General features: G+C 58.0%; 13 protein-coding genes. 9 read left to right on the top strand and 4 right to left on the bottom strand.

The features are described from left to right. Nucleotide 1: 1 nt before the first annotated feature. From B3527_RS06585 to katG, 9 genes are all read left to right on the top strand, one after another. Nucleotides 2-271: a hypothetical protein gene (locus B3527_RS06585; protein WP_206993017.1), complete on the top strand. Its 270-nt coding sequence runs from the start codon at nucleotides 2-4 to the stop codon at nucleotides 269-271. Continuing rightward, entirely contained in the window at nucleotides 271-1,491 is a 1,221-nt protein-coding gene (locus tag B3527_RS06580) for an AAA family ATPase (protein WP_290479150.1), read from the top strand. The genes B3527_RS06585 and B3527_RS06580 overlap by 1 nt, the downstream gene beginning before the upstream one ends. Continuing rightward, nucleotides 1,488-2,873, top strand: a complete 1,386-nt coding sequence (locus B3527_RS06575; RefSeq protein WP_290479149.1) for a CpaF family protein — start codon at nucleotides 1,488-1,490, stop codon at nucleotides 2,871-2,873. The genes B3527_RS06580 and B3527_RS06575 overlap by 4 nt, the downstream gene beginning before the upstream one ends. 21 nt (nucleotides 2,874-2,894) lie before the next feature. Further along, complete coding sequence (locus B3527_RS06570; RefSeq protein ID WP_290479233.1) at nucleotides 2,895-3,869, top strand: type II secretion system F family protein; 975 nt, start codon at nucleotides 2,895-2,897, stop codon at nucleotides 3,867-3,869. A 15-nt stretch (nucleotides 3,870-3,884) separates the two neighbouring features. Continuing rightward, nucleotides 3,885-4,811 carry a type II secretion system F family protein gene (locus B3527_RS06565; protein WP_206993020.1) on the top strand — a complete coding sequence of 309 codons (927 nt, stop codon included), beginning with the start codon at nucleotides 3,885-3,887 and terminating at the stop codon, nucleotides 4,809-4,811. A 48-nt stretch (nucleotides 4,812-4,859) separates the two neighbouring features. Continuing rightward, on the top strand, nucleotides 4,860-5,819 hold the full coding sequence (locus B3527_RS06560; protein ID WP_206993021.1) for an acetyl-CoA carboxylase carboxyltransferase subunit alpha: 960 nt from the start codon (nucleotides 4,860-4,862) through the stop codon (nucleotides 5,817-5,819). A gap of 29 nt (nucleotides 5,820-5,848) precedes the next feature. Next, nucleotides 5,849-6,784, top strand: coding sequence for a thiamine-phosphate kinase (gene thiL, locus B3527_RS06555; protein ID WP_290479148.1), 936 nt, complete (start codon nucleotides 5,849-5,851; stop codon nucleotides 6,782-6,784). A gap of 145 nt (nucleotides 6,785-6,929) precedes the next feature. After that, complete coding sequence (locus tag B3527_RS06550; protein WP_290479147.1) at nucleotides 6,930-9,083, top strand: sodium-translocating pyrophosphatase; 2,154 nt, start codon at nucleotides 6,930-6,932, stop codon at nucleotides 9,081-9,083. 260 nt (nucleotides 9,084-9,343) lie between these two features. Then, complete coding sequence (katG, locus tag B3527_RS06545; protein WP_290479146.1) at nucleotides 9,344-11,557, top strand: catalase/peroxidase HPI; 2,214 nt, start codon at nucleotides 9,344-9,346, stop codon at nucleotides 11,555-11,557. 53 nt (nucleotides 11,558-11,610) lie between these two features. Here katG and rsmA read toward each other — a convergent pair whose 3' ends face one another. The 4 genes from rsmA to B3527_RS06525 form a co-directional block, all read right to left on the bottom strand. Continuing rightward, a complete protein-coding gene (rsmA, locus tag B3527_RS06540; protein ID WP_206993025.1) occupies nucleotides 11,611-12,450 on the bottom strand; it encodes a 16S rRNA (adenine(1518)-N(6)/adenine(1519)-N(6))-dimethyltransferase RsmA in 840 nt (279 codons plus the stop codon). Next, nucleotides 12,447-13,454, bottom strand: a complete 1,008-nt coding sequence (pdxA, locus tag B3527_RS06535) for a 4-hydroxythreonine-4-phosphate dehydrogenase PdxA (protein WP_290479145.1) — start codon at nucleotides 13,452-13,454, stop codon at nucleotides 12,447-12,449. The genes rsmA and pdxA overlap by 4 nt, the downstream gene beginning before the upstream one ends. Before the next feature lie 38 nt (nucleotides 13,455-13,492). After that, nucleotides 13,493-14,737, bottom strand: a complete 1,245-nt coding sequence (locus tag B3527_RS06530) for a peptidylprolyl isomerase (RefSeq protein ID WP_206993026.1) — start codon at nucleotides 14,735-14,737, stop codon at nucleotides 13,493-13,495. A 160-nt stretch (nucleotides 14,738-14,897) separates the two neighbouring features. Further along, the gene (locus tag B3527_RS06525) at nucleotides 14,898-17,084 is read right to left on the bottom strand and encodes an LPS-assembly protein LptD (protein WP_206993027.1); all 2,187 of its coding nucleotides are present in this window, start codon (nucleotides 17,082-17,084) and stop codon (nucleotides 14,898-14,900) included. Nucleotides 17,085-17,178: the final 94 nt, after the last annotated feature.

Below are 17,178 nucleotides of genomic sequence, written 5' to 3'. Positions count from 1 at the left end.
CATGACTTTCAAGCGCCGTATTATGAGTGCCATGATGGTGAGCGTGTTCCTCGTCGGATGTGCAAGCTATGACAATCAGGACAAATTTCTGCTGGGTGAAGCCAATGCCAGCAACATACGTGAGCAATCGGTTCGTGACGTCAATCTGAGCAACTCCAAGGCCGTCGAGTCCACGTCTGGCCTGCGTGCAGCCAATGCCGTGAAGGCCCTCAATGAAGGCAAGACCAAAGATTTGCGAGATTCCTCGGTCAGCGCGTCGGGAGGCAGCTGATGTCAGGCGCAGCGCGAAAACTGTCTGATGGAGCCCCTCCGGCATCCGCTCCGGCGATGATCCCTGCGATCGCCGCATTGGCGGGGCCTGAACGGCTGATGCAGCTCAAGTCGATCTGCCGGAATGTTATTGACCTTTCTTCAATGGACCCTGCGAACATTGTCGAAAAGTTCGGTGGTGCACTGATCCTGTTGGAACAAGGACAAACAGGCGCGGAACAGGTTGTGCTGGGGCTGGCGGTGGAAAAACCGGACAGTGCCGTCTTGATGGTGTCAGACAATCTGCCAGTTCACATCGTTAGAGCCTTAATGAAAATTGAGGCGTCGGACATCCTTCCGGTCAGCGCCGGTGCGGACGAAATCCTGGAGTCCGTGGAACGCATCCGCGCCGCTGCAGAAGCCGCAGAGAGTGGCGGTGACGGACCAGCGTCCGCCGTATGCTGGGCGTTTCGGGGCGCTGTCGGTGGTGCGGGTGTCTCAACTCTGGCTATTGAGAGCGCGTTTGCCATCTGTGAGAAAGTCGGACCCGGCAAGGTATGCCTTGTTGATCTGAATGTGTCTGACGGCATGGTCAGTTCGTTTCTGGAAGCAGTGCCAAAGCTCGACCTTGCAGCCTTGTCCGCTGCGCCGGAGCGCCTTGATGCGCGCTTGCTGGCCGCATGGTGCTGGCAACACGAGGATGGTGTTTCGACAATTTCGGCGCCGCGCAATCCGGACGCAGATGCATTGGCCACGGAAGCGGCGATCCTCAGATTGCTGGACGTTGCCTGCGCCGAGTTCCCATTTGTTCTGGTGGACATGCCTCGCCACATGATGCCTTGGACCAAGCCCATACTGGGCGCGGTTGATGAGGCGATCATTATCAGTGAGCTGACCGTGCCAAGCCTGCACGCTGCTGCGGATATGGCGCGCGAAGTTGATATGCTGCGTGGGCCCGATCGCAAGGCCAAGCTCGTACTGAACCGTATGTTCCCGAAAAAGAAGTTCCGTGCCGAGTTTGCCGTCGACAAGGCCGAAAAGGCCATCGACCGTCAGATTGATGCAACGATCACGTCGGACTGGGATGCTGCCCGCACGGCGGTAAATCTCGGAAAGCCGATTGGTGACGTGAAACCGAAAAGCGCGCTCGTCGCAGATGTCTCGACATTGGTCGACAAGATGATGCCCGACGCCGCGAGGCAGCCCGTTCAACAAGTTGCCGGTAAGAGGAAAGCGAAATGAGCCGTTTTGGATTTTCGAACGCCGCCGCCAAGCCTGAACCGGTCAACGCGCCTGAAGTGGCTGAGCCAACTGCGCCGAAGCCCGCGCCGCCCGCTCCTGCCGACACCAAGGCTTTTGACCAGCTCGATGCCAAATTGCGTATCCATGCCAAGCTGATCGACGAACTGGATTTGTCCGTTCTCGACAAGCTGGATGATGAAACCATGCGGCGCCGTGTGCGGGGGATCGTTTCGGAGATCATCAAGAAGGAAGAGATGGCGCTCTCGGCCACAGAAGAGGCAAGCTTTGCCGATGCTGTGATGGACGAGATGACGGGGCTTGGGCCCATCGAGCCGCTACTGAAGGACGACTCGATTGCCGACATCCTGATCAATGGTTTTGACCAGGTCTATGTCGAGCGGCACGGCAAGCTCCAACTGGCACCGGTCCGGTTTGCGGACAATGACCATTTGCTTCGCATTGTGCAGCGGATTGTGGCGGCTGTGGGCCGACGTGTCGATGAGAGCCAGCCCTTGGTTGATGCACGCCTTCTGGATGGCAGCCGTGTCAATGCCGCTGTCTTGCCAATTGCCATTGATGGGCCGCTTGTCTCCATCCGGAAATTCTCCAAATCGCCACTGACAATGGAGAAGTTGGTTGGCTTTGGCGCAATTCCTGAGCCTGTTGCAAAGTTCATCCTCGGGGCGGTGAAATGCCGGGCCTCTACCGTTATCTCCGGGGGCACCGGGTCGGGGAAGACAACCCTGCTCAACGCGCTATCAGCCGCTATCAATGAAGATGAACGCCTCATCACGATTGAGGACGCTGCCGAACTCCAACTGCAACAGCCTCATGTTGCGCGCATGGAAACCCGCCCGCCCAATATTGAAGGCAAGGGCGAAATCCGTCAGCGCGAACTGGTGAAGAACGCGCTGCGCATGCGGCCTGACCGCGTGATCCTGGGCGAGGTTCGCTCAGAAGAAGCGTTCGACATGCTGCAAGCCATGAATACGGGCCACGAAGGCTCTATGGCGACGATCCACGCTAACAATCCGCGCGATGCACTGACCCGTCTGGAGCAGATGGTGATGATGGGTGGTATGAAAATATCCGAGACGGCGATCCGTGGACAGATTGCTTCGGCCGTCAATTTTATCGTCCAGGCCACGCGCCTGTCAGATGGCTCGCGAAAAGTCGTATCAATCTCCGAAGTGACGGGCATGGAAGGCTCAGTCGTTCAATTGCAGGAAATCTTTCGCTTTGAACGCACTGGCACAACCGATGAGGGCAAGGTCGAGGGGCACTTCGCCGCGACCGGTCTACGTCCGAAATTCCTCGATGAGATGGAACGTCGCGGCGTTCCCATGCCGGAAGGCATGTTTGACCCCTCTACGCGATTCTAGGAGACGAGCTTCTTGTCGTGGATGCCTGACATCACCAATATCAGCCTGACTGTCCTGATCCCTGTGATCATGGCGATCGGCGCGGTATTTCTGGCGATCCAGTCGGTTATGGGGCTGGTGACGGAAGCCCAAACCCGCCGCGTGGTCAACAAGCGTCTTCAGTTCAAGGAACGGTTTGAAACGACGAGTGAAGCCATGGTCGAGCTGCGCAAAAGTCGTGGCCTCGACAAGAATGGCAATCTTGCCATGCCGTTGCGCTGGTTCAATCAGCTGGTGGTCAGGTCTGGCCTGAAGTTTCAGCCATTGCGCTGGTTCGGGATGTCAGCCGGGGCAGGCCTGGTCGCGGGGCTAGCCTATTGGCGTTTTGTTGGCGGGCCCGGACCGGCTGTCGGCATTGCCGCGCTCATTCTTGTGCTCGGACCCATCGTCTGGCTCAAAATGGTTGCTGGGCGGCGCATGAAGAAAATGTCGGAACAATTGCCCGACGCACTCCAGATTGTCTGCCGCAGTTTGGAGGCCGGGCATCCGGTTGCGACAGCCGTGTCGTTGGTGGCCCGCGAGATGCCCGACCCGATTGGAACAGAGTTCGGCATGGCGGCGGATGAAGTGTCATACGGCATGTCGCTGACCAATGCGGTCCAGCGCATGGCCGAGCGGGCGGGCGACCCGGACGTCGAGCTGTTCGTCGCCACGGTACGCCTGCAGGAAAAGACTGGTGGCAACCTTTGCGAACTCCTGAAAGCGAACACGACAACCATCCGTGAGCGTCAGACCATGCGTCTGAAAGTGAAGGCAGCTTCGTCAGAGGGCCGGGCCTCGGCGATGATCCTTACCTCGGCACCCTTCATCGTGATGTCTGGCATCCACGTGCTGCGCCCGGAATTTTACGGCGAAGTGATCGATGAGCCGCTAGTGCGGGTGGTGTTCCCGATCCTGTTTGTATGGATGGCGATTGGCAATTTTGTCATGCGCAAGATGATCAATTTCAAGATGTAGGCCCCAAGCAAACCCATGCCCTTCTCCGCATCTGCTCTTCTGCCCATCATTATGCTGGCCATTGCCGGCTTCCTCGCCGTGCCTGCGATTATGGCCTTCGTGAGAAGCTGGAAGGCCAAGGAAGATCTTGAGCGTCGGTTGGAGCGACGCGAGTCACGTCCTGCGGTGCAGGAAGAGAGCCGGAACGATACACGGATAGGTCGGGCGGTCATCGGGCTTGCCAATCGCGCGACCCCTTCGAACGAGGACGCGGTCAGCGAGGTGCGCGCCAAATTGCTGCTCGCGGGGTTCACTAACCCGTCGGCGGTGGGGCGGTATTACATAGCCAGAATTGCTTGCGTCGTGTTGCCTCAGCTCGCTCTGCTGGTGGCTTTGCCTCATCTCGGTGGCTTTTCGAAGCAACACCTGATCATGCTCAGCATTGGCCTGATCATTGCGGGCTTGCTCGCGCCTGACATGCTCGTTTCGCGCCGTACCAAAGCGCGCCAGCAGCAATGCTCGGCTGGCTTTCCCGACATGATGGACCTGATGGTTGCCTGTGTAGAAGCCGGTCTCAGTCTTGATGCCTCGGTTCAGAGGGTCGGCGAAGAGTTGGAATTGCGGCATCCGATCATTGCCGGGCACATGAAAAAGCTGTCGCTGGAGCTGCGCGCGGGCAAGGCGCGCAAGAATGCCTGGCGCGCTTTTGCTGATAGGATGAGCATTGAAGAGGCGAGTTCTCTGGCCACGATGCTCCGTCAGGCAGAGGAAATGGGCACCAGCCTTGGCCAGACTTTGCGAGTTTTCTCGGCAGATATGCGCAAGCGTCGCATCCTGATGGCGGAGGAAAAGGCCATGGCGCTGCCAGCAAAGCTGACTTTGCCATTGATTATATTCGTTTTTCCCGTCCTGCTCGGCGTTTTGATCCTGCCGGCTGTGGTAAAGGTGCAAGGCGCACTTTAGTGAATTCCCGGCTAGGCGAGTCAGCCCGTCATTGCTAACTTGCGCCTTATGACAACGACCTATCTTGAATTCGAAAAGCCCATTGCGGAGCTGGACGCGAAGATCTCCGAACTGGAAGCGCTTGCTTCCAGCAAGGAAGGGCCATCGATCACCGACGAGCTGAAAAAGCTGAAGGCCAAGTCGAGCAAGCAGCTGAAGGACATGTATTCCGATCTCAGCGCATGGCGGAAGACTCTTGTGGCCCGCCATCCAGACCGGCCGCATTTGTCTGACTTCATCGAGAACATCTTCGACGATTTCGAGGAACTCGCGGGCGACCGTGTGTTTGGGAATGATGAAGCCATTATGGGCGGACTGGCACGCTTCAAGGGGCGTCCCGTGGTCATTATCGGCCATGAGAAGGGCCGCACGATCGAGAAGCGCCTGAAGCACAATTTCGGCATGGCCCACCCTGAAGGCTATCGCAAGGCGGTGCGCTTGATGGACATGGCCGAGAAGTTCAATTTGCCTGTCCTGAGCTTTCCGGACACGTCGGGGGCATATCCCGGCAAGGGCGGCGAAGAGCGTGGGCAGGCTGAAGCCATTGCGCGCGGCACACAGCGCGGCCTGTCACTGGGCGTGCCGTTCGTCACGCTGATCATCGGCGAGGGCATGTCGGGCGGCGCGATCGGTATCGCGGCGGCCAACAAGGTCCTGATGATGGAGCACGCCATCTATTCGGTGATCTCTCCGGAAGGCTGCGCTTCGATCCTTTATCGCGACGCTGCCAAGGCGAAGGATGCGGCTGACGCCATGAAAATCACAGCGCCGGACCTGTTGAAAACCAAAGTCATCGACGGTGTCGTCAAGGAGCCAGTCGGCGGCGCACATCGTGACCCGAAACGGGCGATGGCTGCTGCCGCAAAAGCGCTTGATGAGGCCTTGCAGGAACTGGAAGGCCTGAGCCCGTCCGAACTGCGCACCCAGCGCAAGGAGCGTTTCTACGCCATCGGCCGCGAAGGGTTGTAGCGCCATGAGGCGCATGGGGCGCTGACCCAATGGCTGAGAAAGACTGGATCGCCAAATATTTTGCGCCGCTCGCCAGAGCGGGCGGGGCAGCTGGCTTGCGGGACGATCTTGCGCAGTTGGCCGACAGCAAGTCTCCGACGGTCATCACGGTTGATGCGTTGGTCGAGGGCGTGCATTTTCTCGCGTCTGATCCGGTGGCGTCCGTTGCCCAAAAGCTTGTGCGCGTGAACGTGTCTGATGTCTACGCCGCCGGAGCCTTGCCCTCTGAAGCTTTGCTCACGCTCGGATGGCCCAAGGAACGACCGGAATCCGACCTTGCTGAATTCGCATCTGCTCTTGGGGCAGAACTGGATGCATTCGATATCCACCTGATCGGCGGAGATACCGTGCGCAGCCCGGGTGGTCTTTTCCTGTCACTCACCATGACCGGGACTTGTCTTGGTGAAACACCTGTTCGGCGGATGGGCGCTGGGCCCGACGAAGATATCTGGGTCACAGGTCGTGTCGGTGCGGCGTATCTGGGCTTTGACGCGATCCAGAAAGGGGCGGTTGAAAGCGCCGAGGTTGAGGCGTATCGGGTGCCGCAGGTCCAACCGCTTGCCGCCGCGCATCTTGTCGCGCAGTTCGCGACGGCGGCGATGGATGTTTCCGACGGGCTGTTGGGGGATGCCGCGAGTCTCGCCAGCGCGTCCGAAATTGGCGTCCATATAGCACTTGAGTCCGTGCCCTTTGCGGGGAATGCAACCGATGTGGACGAAATGATCCGCCTGTCGACATGGGGAGACGACTATCAACTGCTCTTCACCTCAGAAAAAACGCGGCGCGATGAAATCCTGGCGGATGCGGGCAGATCTGGCGTAGTTATTACGCTTATCGGCGAAACCCGACCCGAAGGAGGACTTTCCGTCACCCTGCGAAGTTCGCCCATTAACCTCCCGGAAACTCTCGGCTTTGAGCATGGCTGAAGTGGGACTGGGCTGACTCGCCCCTGACGGGAGGCATATTGCCTATTTCCCAAGGGCCGGGCAGGCTGGTCACCTATAATAAACAGTGCATGATCAGGAATAACCTGGCGTCGAAGTTCTGTTTTAAGGGAAGGAAACGTAATCCATGTGGTATTATCTCGCTCTCGCGGCGGGGGTCTTGTCAGTCCTTTATGGCTGGCTCCAGATCAATTCGATCATGAAGGCCCCGGCTGGTGATGCGCGTATGCGCGAAATTGCTCAAGCGATCCAGGAAGGCGCAAATGCCTATCTTGGGCGCCAGTATCGTACAATTGCGATCGTCGGCGTCGTTGTCGTCGTTCTGTTACTTATTCTGTTCCGAAACTGGCAGGTGCCGCTCGGCTTCATCGTCGGCGCCGCGCTTTCCGGCGCGGCCGGGTTCATCGGCATGAAAGTGTCGGTGCAGGCAAACGTGCGCACAACTGAAGCGGCCAAGTCTGGCCTCAACGCAGGTCTGAAGTTGGCCTTCAAGTCAGGTGCCATCACGGGCATGCTGGTGGTTGGCCTCGCTCTTCTGGGCATCGTTGTCTATTACGGCTTGCTCACCATGGTCGTTGGACTGAATCTGGGCGTTGAAAGCGAGAAACGTCTCGTCATCGACTCGCTCGTGGCCCTCGGCTTCGGCGCGTCGCTGATCTCGATCTTTGCGCGTCTTGGTGGTGGTATCTTCACCAAGGGCGCGGACGTCGGCGGTGATATGGTCGGCAAGGTCGAAGCCGGCATTCCGGAAGATGATCCACGCAACGCTGCGACGATTGCAGACAATGTGGGAGACAATGTCGGCGACTGTGCCGGCATGGCGGCCGACCTGTTCGAGACCTATGCGGTCACGCTGGTGGCGACGATGGTGCTCGGTGCAATCTATTTCTCTGGCGCAACATATATCGTCGAAATCATGATGCTGCCGTTGGCGATTGCCGCCGTCTGTATCGTCACGTCGATTGTCGGCACCTATTTCGTGAGCCTAGCACCCGGCAAGACGGATGTCATGTGGGCGCTCTACAAAGGCCTGATCGTGACGGGCGTGCTGTCCATTGGCGGCCTCGCAATCGCAATCGCAACGGTCTTGCCGAATGGTTTCGGCGTGCTCGACGATGCCGGCGAACGGCTTGGCCTCGCCAATGACGTGTCCGGTTGGATGCTGTTTGGTTGCGGCGTGGTCGGCCTCGTGGTGACGGGACTGATCGTCGTGATCACGGCTTACTATACCGAAACCAAATATCGTCCGGTACGCTCCATCGCGCGGGCATCAGAGTCTGGTCATGGGACGAACGTGATCCAGGGCCTCGCTGTGTCGCTGGAATCGACTGCCCTTCCGGCCATCGTGATCATTGCGGGCATCATCCTGACGTTCAACCTCGCAGGCCTCTACGGCATTGCGATTGCCACCACGACCATGCTGGCGCTTGCCGGGATTATCGTGGCGCTCGACGCTTTTGGACCCGTTACGGACAATGCGGGCGGCATCGCCGAGATGGCGGAGCTTCCGTCGGAAGTTCGCGAGACAACGGACGCACTCGATGCGGTTGGTAACACCACGAAGGCTGTGACCAAGGGCTATGCCATTGGTTCGGCCGGGCTCGGCGCACTCGTTCTGTTCGCGGCCTATGCGGAAGATCTCAAATACTTCTCGGCACGCGCCGTGGAAGGGGACTTCTTCTACAATGCAACGGCTGATTTCTCGATTGCGAACCCATATGTGGTGGTCGGCCTTCTGTTCGGTGGCCTGTTGCCATTCCTGTTCGGAGGCCTGTCCATGATGGCCGTCGGACGCGCTGCGCAAGCGGTGGTTGAGGAAGTTCGTCGACAGTTCCGCGAAATGCCGGGCATCATGAAAGGCGAAGTGAAGCCTGATTATGGCCGGGCGGTCGATCTTCTGACGAAGGCCGCTATCCGGGAAATGATCGTCCCGTCACTCCTGCCAGTGTTGTCACCGATTGTCCTGTTCGGCGTGATCTTTGCGATTGCCGGCAAAGGCGCGGCCCTCGCGGCGGTTGGGGCGATGCTCCTTGGTGTGATTGTGACAGGCCTGTTCGTGGCCATCTCGATGACGTCCGGAGGCGGTGCCTGGGACAATGCGAAGAAGTATATCGAGGATGGTCATCACGGCGGAAAGGGCTCAGAAGCTCACAAGGCCGCTGTAACCGGAGACACGGTTGGCGATCCCTACAAGGATACTGCCGGTCCGGCCGTGAATCCGATGATCAAGATCACAAATATCGTGGCCTTGCTCATGCTCGCGGTCCTCGCAGGCCACTAGTTGAATGAATTTTTTATGGAAGGCCCCGGTGCGAAAGTGCCGGGGCCTTTGATTTTGTACCACTAATTCAATGCATAGAAAATATCGATACCGGAGTAGGCTTCTATTGATTGGTTCTATTCAAAATGATTGCGTAGCCTCAAGACTGTCGTCAAAGGACTGCGCCTACTCCGCGCTGATGTTCTCTCGGCGACCGTGAAATCAGGAGGGTTGTTCCGGGAGGGACTGCTCTCAGGCCAGACCAATCCAGGGAGATGAATATGGACGGAAATGACGCAGCTCCAGAGGGCAAGTGCCCCGTAATGCATTCGCTGCGAGGGCGCGTAAACCGCGACTGGTGGCCCAACCAGCTAGACCTCAGCATCCTTCACCAGAACCCGCCGGTCGGTAATCCACTTGGCGAGACGTTCAAGTATTCCAAGGAATTCAAGAAACTCGACCTGAAGGCGATCAAACAGGACATCTTCGCGCTGATGACGGATTCCCAGGATTGGTGGCCTGCGGACTACGGCCATTATGGTCCGTTCTTCATCCGTATGGCCTGGCACAGCGCCGGTACATATCGCACAGGTGACGGCCGGGGTGGATCGACTTCCGGGTCGCAGCGCTTTGCGCCGCTGAACAGCTGGCCGGACAATGCCAATCTCGACAAGGCCCGCCGTTTGCTATGGCCGATCAAGAAGAAGTACGGCAACAAGATTTCCTGGGCCGATCTCATGATCCTTGCGGGCAATTGCGCCATTGAATCCATGGGCGGTAAAACGTTTGGGTTTGGCGGCGGCCGCGAAGACATTTTCGAGCCGGAGAAAGATATCTATTGGGGCACGGAAGAAGAGTGGTTGGCCACCAGCGATAAGCCCGGCAGCCGCTATAGCGGCGAGCGTGTGCTCGAGAACCCGCTCGCAGCCGTTCAAATGGGCCTCATCTACGTGAACCCCGAAGGCCCGGACGGCAATCCTGATCCGCTGGCTTCGGCAAAGGACATCCGAGAAACATTTGCCCGGATGGCCATGAACGACGAAGAAACTGTTGCGCTGACTGCTGGCGGTCACACATTTGGCAAGTGCCACGGTGCGGGTGACGCGGCGATGGTTGGTGCAGAGCCTGAAGGCGGCGACATCGCCGAACAAGGGCTTGGGTGGCAGAGCAAGTTCGGTATTGGCCATGGCGATGACACGATCACCAGCGGCATCGAAGGCGCATGGACGCCAAACCCGATCAAATGGGACAATGGCTATTTTGATATGCTGTTCGGCTATGAGTGGGAACTTGTGAAGAGCCCCGCTGGCGCGTTCCAATGGCAGCCAAAGGATGTAGACGAGGCGCACATGGCGCCAAAGGCTCACAATCCGTCCGAGAAGCAGATCACCATCATGACCACGGCCGACATGGCCATGCGGATGGATCCGGAATACGAGAAGATCTCTCGCAGGTTCCACGAAAATCCGGATCAGTTTGCAGACGCGTTCGCCCGCGCCTGGTACAAGCTGACCCATCGCGATATGGGGCCAGCCGTTCGGTACCTTGGTGAGGAAGTTCCAAGCGAAGAATTGCTCTGGCAGGACCCAATTCCGGCAGTTGACCATGAACTGGTGAACGCCAGTGACATTGCTGATCTCAAAGAGAAGATCTTGTCTTCGGGCTTGTCTGTGTCCGAACTGGTCTCGACGGCATGGGGCGCAGCTTCCACGTTCCGCGGCTCCGACAAGCGGGGCGGTGCGAATGGCGCCCGTATCCGCCTGGACCCGGCAAAGAACTGGGAAGTCAACGAACCTGAAAAGCTTGCCAAGGTTCTCGGTCTGCTCGAAAGCGTTCAGCGCGCTTTCAATTACGCCCAGACAGGCAACAAGAAGGTGTCGATGGCCGACCTGATCGTGCTCGGTGGTTCTGCTGCCGTGGAGAAGGCCGCCAAGGATGCGGGCATCAATGTTTCGGTACCGTTCACGCCGGGCCGTATGGATGCTTCGCAGGAGCAAACGGATGTTGAATCCTATGCCTTCCTCGAGCCGAAAGCCGATGGCTTCCGCAACTATCTTCAGGTCGAATTCTCGGTTCCGACTGAAGAATTGCTACTGGATCGGGCGCAGTTGCTGACTCTGACTGCACCAGAAATGACGGTTCTCGTCGGCGGCCTGCGTGTACTCGGCGCCAATCATGCAAATTCCAAGCATGGCGTCTTCACGGATCGCCCCGGCACGCTGTCGAACGACTTCTTTGTGAACCTGATGGACATGGGCGTCGCTTGGAAAGCAGCCACTGAGAAGCAGGATGTCTTCGAAGGACGTGATCGCAATACCGGAGAAGTGAAATGGACCGGCACGCGAGTTGATCTCGTCTTCGGTTCGAACTCACAACTGCGGGCCCTGTCGGAGACTTACGCCCAGGATGATGCGAAAGAGAAGTTCGTGCACGATTTCGTCGCGGCCTGGACGAAAATCATGGAAGCCGATCGGTTCGATCTTGAACGCGACTAGTTGGTTACAGATTGTCTAAAACGCGGCGCTCCGGGAAACCGGGGCGCCGTTTTCTATTTGACGAGGGAGGCGGCCATCCGCCGGAATTCGTCCTGGCTGAGCGTCTCGGCACGGGCCGTCGGGTCAATGTCGAGGCTTTGGAGCCATTCCACCGCTTTGAGCCCATGACGCTTGGCAAGCGGTTTCAGGCCCGCTCGCAGCATCTTCCGCCTCTGTCCGAACGCCGCACCGGCCACTTCTTCCAGCTTGTCGAGATGGGGAAAGACTTTTTCCGGCGGCAACGGGTGCAGAACGGCTACGGCGCTGTCCACTTTCGGCGGGGGTCGGAACGCACCCGGCGGCAGCGTGAAGGCAATATGGGGATCGGTAACCGCATGGGTCAGGACGGCGAGGCGACCATATTGATCCGTATTCGGTTTGGCGCACACGCGCTCAGCCACTTCCTTTTGGAACATCAGGGCCATCTCGCCACGCCAGGGGCCTGACTTCAGCCAGGCTACGAGCAATGGCGTGCCAACATTGTAAGGAAGATTGGAAATCATCATGGCTGGTGTGGTGCCGCCAAGTTCTGCCAGCATTTCTTCCCAGCGAACTTTGCGTGCGTCTTTCAGGATTACGTGGAGACGACCGCTTTTGGCTTCTGGCCATGATTGTAGTGCCTGGGCAAATCGCTCATCAGCCTCCACGGCGATGACCTTGGCGGCGCCATTGTCCAGCAAGGCGCGCGTGAGCCCGCCCGGACCTGGGCCAACCTCGATGACTGTCCGGCCTTCTATCGGTCCTGCGGCCAGTGCCGTTCGCTTCAGAATGTCCGGATCGAAAAGGAAATGCTGACCTAGCGCCTTGCGCGCAGTTGCCTGTGTCAGGCCTGGCGGCGTCTCGTCACGGCTCATGAAATTTTCTTTCGGTTATTAGCGATCATTCGGGCCTGGCGGATTGCGGCGATCAGGCTGTCAGGCCGAGCTGTGTCATTCGCGGCGGCATCATAGCCGGTGCCGTGATCGGGGCTGGTGCGTACAATGGGGAGGCCAATCGTCGTGTTGACGCCGCCCCACATGTCCAGCGTCTTGACCGGAATGAGCCCTTGATCGTGGGTCATGGCGATGATGGCATCGAACCGTCCGTCCAGAGATTCGGCGAACACTGTGTCAGCTGACCGCGCGTCTGACATGTCGATGCCGGCGGCGCGCAGGGCGCTGGCTGCAGGATTGATGATATCGACTTCCTCGCGCCCTATCGTACCGTTCTCGCCAGCGTGTGGGTTCAATCCGGTGAAGGCGAGGCGGGGCGAGGCAATGCCGAAGTCCGCACGCATTGACTCCGCCACAATTTCTCCAAGTGTGGCGAGGTCTTTGGTGTTCAGATGACTGAACACATCTTTCAGAGCGACATGAATGGTTGCGAGTGCGACGCGCAGACCACCTCCGGTCAACAGCATGACCGGTAGGTACGAAGTCTGAGAGCCTTCCGCGCACAGCGCGGCCACGAATTCTGTATGGCCCGGATGACGAAAGCCCGTCCCATAGAGCAGCGCCTTGTTGATTGGATTGGTGACCATGCCGTCTGCAGAGCGATCAAGGCACAAGGTGGTGGCCAGTTCGATGGATTTGATGATGGATGCGGCGGCGCGGTCGTCTGCCTGTCCAGGCTGGATGTCCGGTACCCCTTCCAACGGAATGACGGGTAGCGCATGAGCGAATATCTCTTGTGCGTCTGCCGGGCTGGAAATTTCCTGCACCGGAATGTCCCGAGCATACAAACGTGGCGCGCCAATCACGAAGAAACAGCAAGACGGATCATGCTTTAGCGCGTTCCACGCCGACACTGTGATCGGCGGGCCTACACCCGCAGGGTCGCCCATTGTCAATGCGAGTGGAGTTCGGCTTTTATCGGTCACTCAGGGGGTCTTCACCCAAACAGCCGGCCATGCAAGGCCTAGCGATAGATAATCGTCGCTTCGCGGCGCATGTCGCGCAGCTCTCGCTCCGAAATCATGCTGAGTTCCTGATCTTTCAGGCGGCTCTTGAGGTCATCGCGCGATGGCAGGGCTTCGGCACCATCCTCACGGCGGCAGACATACATGACTGCAAGGCCGCTGCCGGCGGCAAAGATTTCTGTGGGCTGGCCAACGTCTGCCGCAAGCACGAGGTCCTTGCCCTCAGTGCCCAGCTCGTCGACGTTTATGTCTGTCAGGTCAGCATGCCGCAAGTTCGATTTCGAATTGGAAACGCTTTGAACATCATCACAGCTGGAGATGGCTTCCATGGCTTCTGTGAGGACGGCTTCATCGCCGTCTGTCACTTGCAGGCGAATAAGGTCGACCTTGGTTGTCAGTTTGGCTGGCTCACGTTTGCTGGCAATATTCAGAATGTAAATTCCATTTTCGACTGCGAGCGGACCGACGATGCCGGGTCCAGCTGAGTCTTCGACGGCTTGTGCGAGCACAGGGTCAAGGTCACCTATTGTGATCCACCCCATATCTCCCCCTGTGGCCGAAGTTGGCGCAGAAGAGATACGCTGTGCCGCAATGCGAAAATCGGCGCCTTGATTCAACTGCTCGATAATCGAACTGGAGGCTTGCAGGGCTTGATCCTTGGTTTCCGGATCCGGTGCGTAGAGGAAGATTTCGGAAACACGGTACTGGGTCTGCTGCAGGGAGCTGCGCACGCGGTTAAGCTGGTCTTCCACCTGGTTGTCCGAAATGCGGATACGTGAGCCGTACAATCCGCTCATCACGCGGCTCCAGGCGATCTCGGCACGCATCTGCTCTTCAAGACTGGTGGGGTTCACGCCAGCGGCCAGCAATTGTTGCTTCAGCTGATCACCCGTTGCGCCGGACTGGCGCGCCATGTCGTCTACGGCCCCGTTGATCTCTTCCGGCGCAATTTCCATTTCGAATTCGGCGGCCTTCTCCAGCTGGAGGCGCTCATCGATCAGCTGTTCAAGAGCCTGACCTGTGATCTGCTGAATCTGTTCCTGGGACGGCTGCTGACCACCGAGGCTGAGCAGCAGTAGTCGTGCGCGCTGGCGAACATCTGAATAGGAAATAGGTTGGTCATTTACGATGGCGGCGACACCTTCCAGCGCCAGCCGTTCTGGTGCGCTTGCTTCCTGCGCTGCTGCAACAAGGCCAACAGGCATGGCTGCAAGAAGGACAGCTGCGAAAATCTGACGAACCATGAATGGCCTCCATTGAGTGCCCAGCCGGGCCCCGTGGCAATTATACTGCCGGACCATACAAGTCCTGCAATCGCGCGCAACGCATCAGGGCAGTCATCCCTGAATTCTTACGGAAATTTAGGATATGACATCGGGCAATATCGCGCCCTCATACCCCGAATCAATCGAACTCGCTGGAGCCGAAGTCGCCGATGGTCTTGAGCGAGAATCGAATCTGGATGTTTTCTTCCGGTCCCAGCGTACGATCCTGTAATTCCGACCGCATATAGACCAGTTCAAACCGCGAGCACTCGTCTTCGAAGGCGATGCCGTATTCCTGCCGAGCATTCAAATTGGATTGGATATCTCTCAATTGACCGAAGAAGACCGAGTACTGGCTGGTCACCTTGATGTCGCCGCGTAGCAACACGCCTTCGTCTCCACCGCCCACGATTGCGATCCGCTCGTCAACTTTGTAGTACTGCGCAATAGCGCGGAACCGTTTGTAAGATGAAGATAATTTCGCGTCGATCCTATTTAGGCTAAACCCGTCTTCATCCAGGCGAGCTCGTGCATCCACACGTAACAATTCGCCCAGATCTGCCGTCGTAGCGATGATCCAATCCGATGATGTCCCATCAAGATTGCTCACCGGATCAAACGCATTATCTGGTCTGGACCGCCATCGTTTACCGACCGTTGCGCTGAGGCTGGGACCGCTTTTCCAAACCGCGCGAGTAGTGATCCCCGCCGCGAGCTTTCCATCCCCTTCATAGAGATCGAAGGCACCAAAGCCGTTGGCATCGAACAGCGAGGCTTCGTCGGCCTCGTAAAGCAGGCTGTCTTCGTTCGGGATGGCGTCATCATTGACGTTGGAGAGGCCCCACGCCGCCATGACTGCCGGTTCGACCATGATATCAATGACTTTCCCGGGCCGGATCATGGGATAAGCCAGCTTGCCCCCGATATTGCCAACGGCGCGGGAGACGCTTTCCTCACCGGAAACGTCTTCGTCCAAACCGTAATAATCGGCACGAACTTCGGCAAATTGCTCGAATGTGAAGCCGCCGGGTAAGATGTTGAGATCGGTCCAGTCCGCGCCAACGCTGACCCGGTGACTGTCTTCCCCCAAATCCCGACTAAGGATGGCACTCGACGCGTTGACGCTGGCAAAGCCCATATTGCCAAGGTCCCAATACTTCTCGCCATAGAACACAGGTAGGGCGGTGGGCAATTCGCCATCGTCGTCATTCTCGCGCAGTCCCTGGAACTTCAACAGGGCGACGTCAGTGTAATAGTCGTCGCCCTGGCCGATGGCGAACAATTGCGTCAGGAGGCGGCGGGGCTGGCTGGCATAGAGGCCGCGCTGTTCATCTTGCCCGTCCAGATCGTATCGGCGATCATAGAGGTCATCTGTCTGATGCTCGACACCAAAGCCCCATTTCCATTGGTTGTTGATAGCAAACAGACCGCTCCCATAAACGTGTCCGCGTAATTTTTCTTCTCCGAAAAGTTCGCCGTCACTGTCGAAATTCTGTTCGCTGGTAAAACTCGTATTGATGTTGATCGCGCCAGAATAGAATTTCTTGCGGTAATCTAGTTCCAGCATGGGGTTCACATTTTGCGTGACCATGGGCGAGATCGTCAGCTCGGACGAATCCGAAATGGCCCAGTAATAGGGCTGTTGGTAGAACCAGCCGAGTTTGGACGAGTTACCGGCAGAGGGGATCAAGAGACCCGACCGTCGGTCAGATGACGGATCGGGGTGAGCCAGAAACGGAAAATAAAATACGGGAATGCCGGCGACTTCGATCACGGCATCGCGATACGAGATCATCTGGCTTTCCTGGTCAAGGACAGCCCGGCGGGCGCGGACGGACCAAGTGGGTGTCTTGTCCTCTTCGCAGACCGGGCAAGCGGTATACACCACCTGGTCCAGCGCGTTCACGCCATTTGACTGCCGGATCGCAGAATTGGCGGCGACCGTTGCGCCCTGATCCAGCCGCGCTGAAAAGCCGATTGCATAGCCGTCTTCCAGGTTGGAATTGACCTCGATTTCGTCTGCAAATTGCTGGCTGCCGGTTTCATCGATGATAATGACATTGCCACTGGCCCGGACTTTCTCGGTCGTGCGGTCGTAGACGATCTTGTCAGCGCGCAGGATGCGGCCCTGATACAGCGCCTCAACATTGCCCTCGGCAACAAGTTTGTTCTCATCTCGAACTTCGTAAACATAGTCGGCTTCGAGAACGACCCGCTCATCCTGCTCGGCTGGTTGCGGAGCGCCCGTGTTTTCCTGGGCGATGGCGTACCAAGGAAGAGAAGCTGCCAGTCCAAGTGCAGCTGCAACATGATGCCATTTTGCCAAAACGCGTACCCTTACAGCTGTTTTCGGGCGTCGAACCGAACGCGCGCCGCGTTCCGCCTACACTCATTTCCCTTTGGAGGCTTAGAGAGGAAGG

This window comes from Hyphomonas sp. UBA4505 (assembly GCF_002388685.1).
Classification (GTDB): domain Bacteria; phylum Pseudomonadota; class Alphaproteobacteria; order Caulobacterales; family Hyphomonadaceae; genus Hyphomonas.
Note: the sequence above shows the minus strand (reverse complement) of the source record. Positions and strands in the feature narration are given on the sequence as shown.

Bases quoted from the DNA above. Each gene is read 5' to 3' on its own strand.
- B3527_RS06560 (WP_206993021.1), top strand. From the start codon at position 4,860: ATGACAACGACCTATCTTGAATTCGAAAAGCCCATTGCGGAGCTGGAC.
- B3527_RS06565 (WP_206993020.1), top strand. From the start codon at position 3,885: ATGCCCTTCTCCGCATCTGCTCTTCTGCCCATCATTATGCTGGCCATT.
- thiL (WP_290479148.1), top strand. From the start codon at position 5,849: ATGGCTGAGAAAGACTGGATCGCCAAATATTTTGCGCCGCTCGCCAGA.
- B3527_RS06585 (WP_206993017.1), top strand. From the start codon at position 2: ATGACTTTCAAGCGCCGTATTATGAGTGCCATGATGGTGAGCGTGTTC.
- B3527_RS06575 (WP_290479149.1), top strand. From the start codon at position 1,488: ATGAGCCGTTTTGGATTTTCGAACGCCGCCGCCAAGCCTGAACCGGTC.
- B3527_RS06580 (WP_290479150.1), top strand. From the start codon at position 271: ATGTCAGGCGCAGCGCGAAAACTGTCTGATGGAGCCCCTCCGGCATCC.
- B3527_RS06530 (WP_206993026.1), bottom strand. From the start codon at position 14,737: ATGGTTCGTCAGATTTTCGCAGCTGTCCTTCTTGCAGCCATGCCTGTT.
- rsmA (WP_206993025.1), bottom strand. From the start codon at position 12,450: ATGAGCCGTGACGAGACGCCGCCAGGCCTGACACAGGCAACTGCGCGC.
- B3527_RS06570 (WP_290479233.1), top strand. From the start codon at position 2,895: ATGCCTGACATCACCAATATCAGCCTGACTGTCCTGATCCCTGTGATC.
- B3527_RS06550 (WP_290479147.1), top strand. From the start codon at position 6,930: ATGTGGTATTATCTCGCTCTCGCGGCGGGGGTCTTGTCAGTCCTTTAT.
- katG (WP_290479146.1), top strand. From the start codon at position 9,344: ATGGACGGAAATGACGCAGCTCCAGAGGGCAAGTGCCCCGTAATGCAT.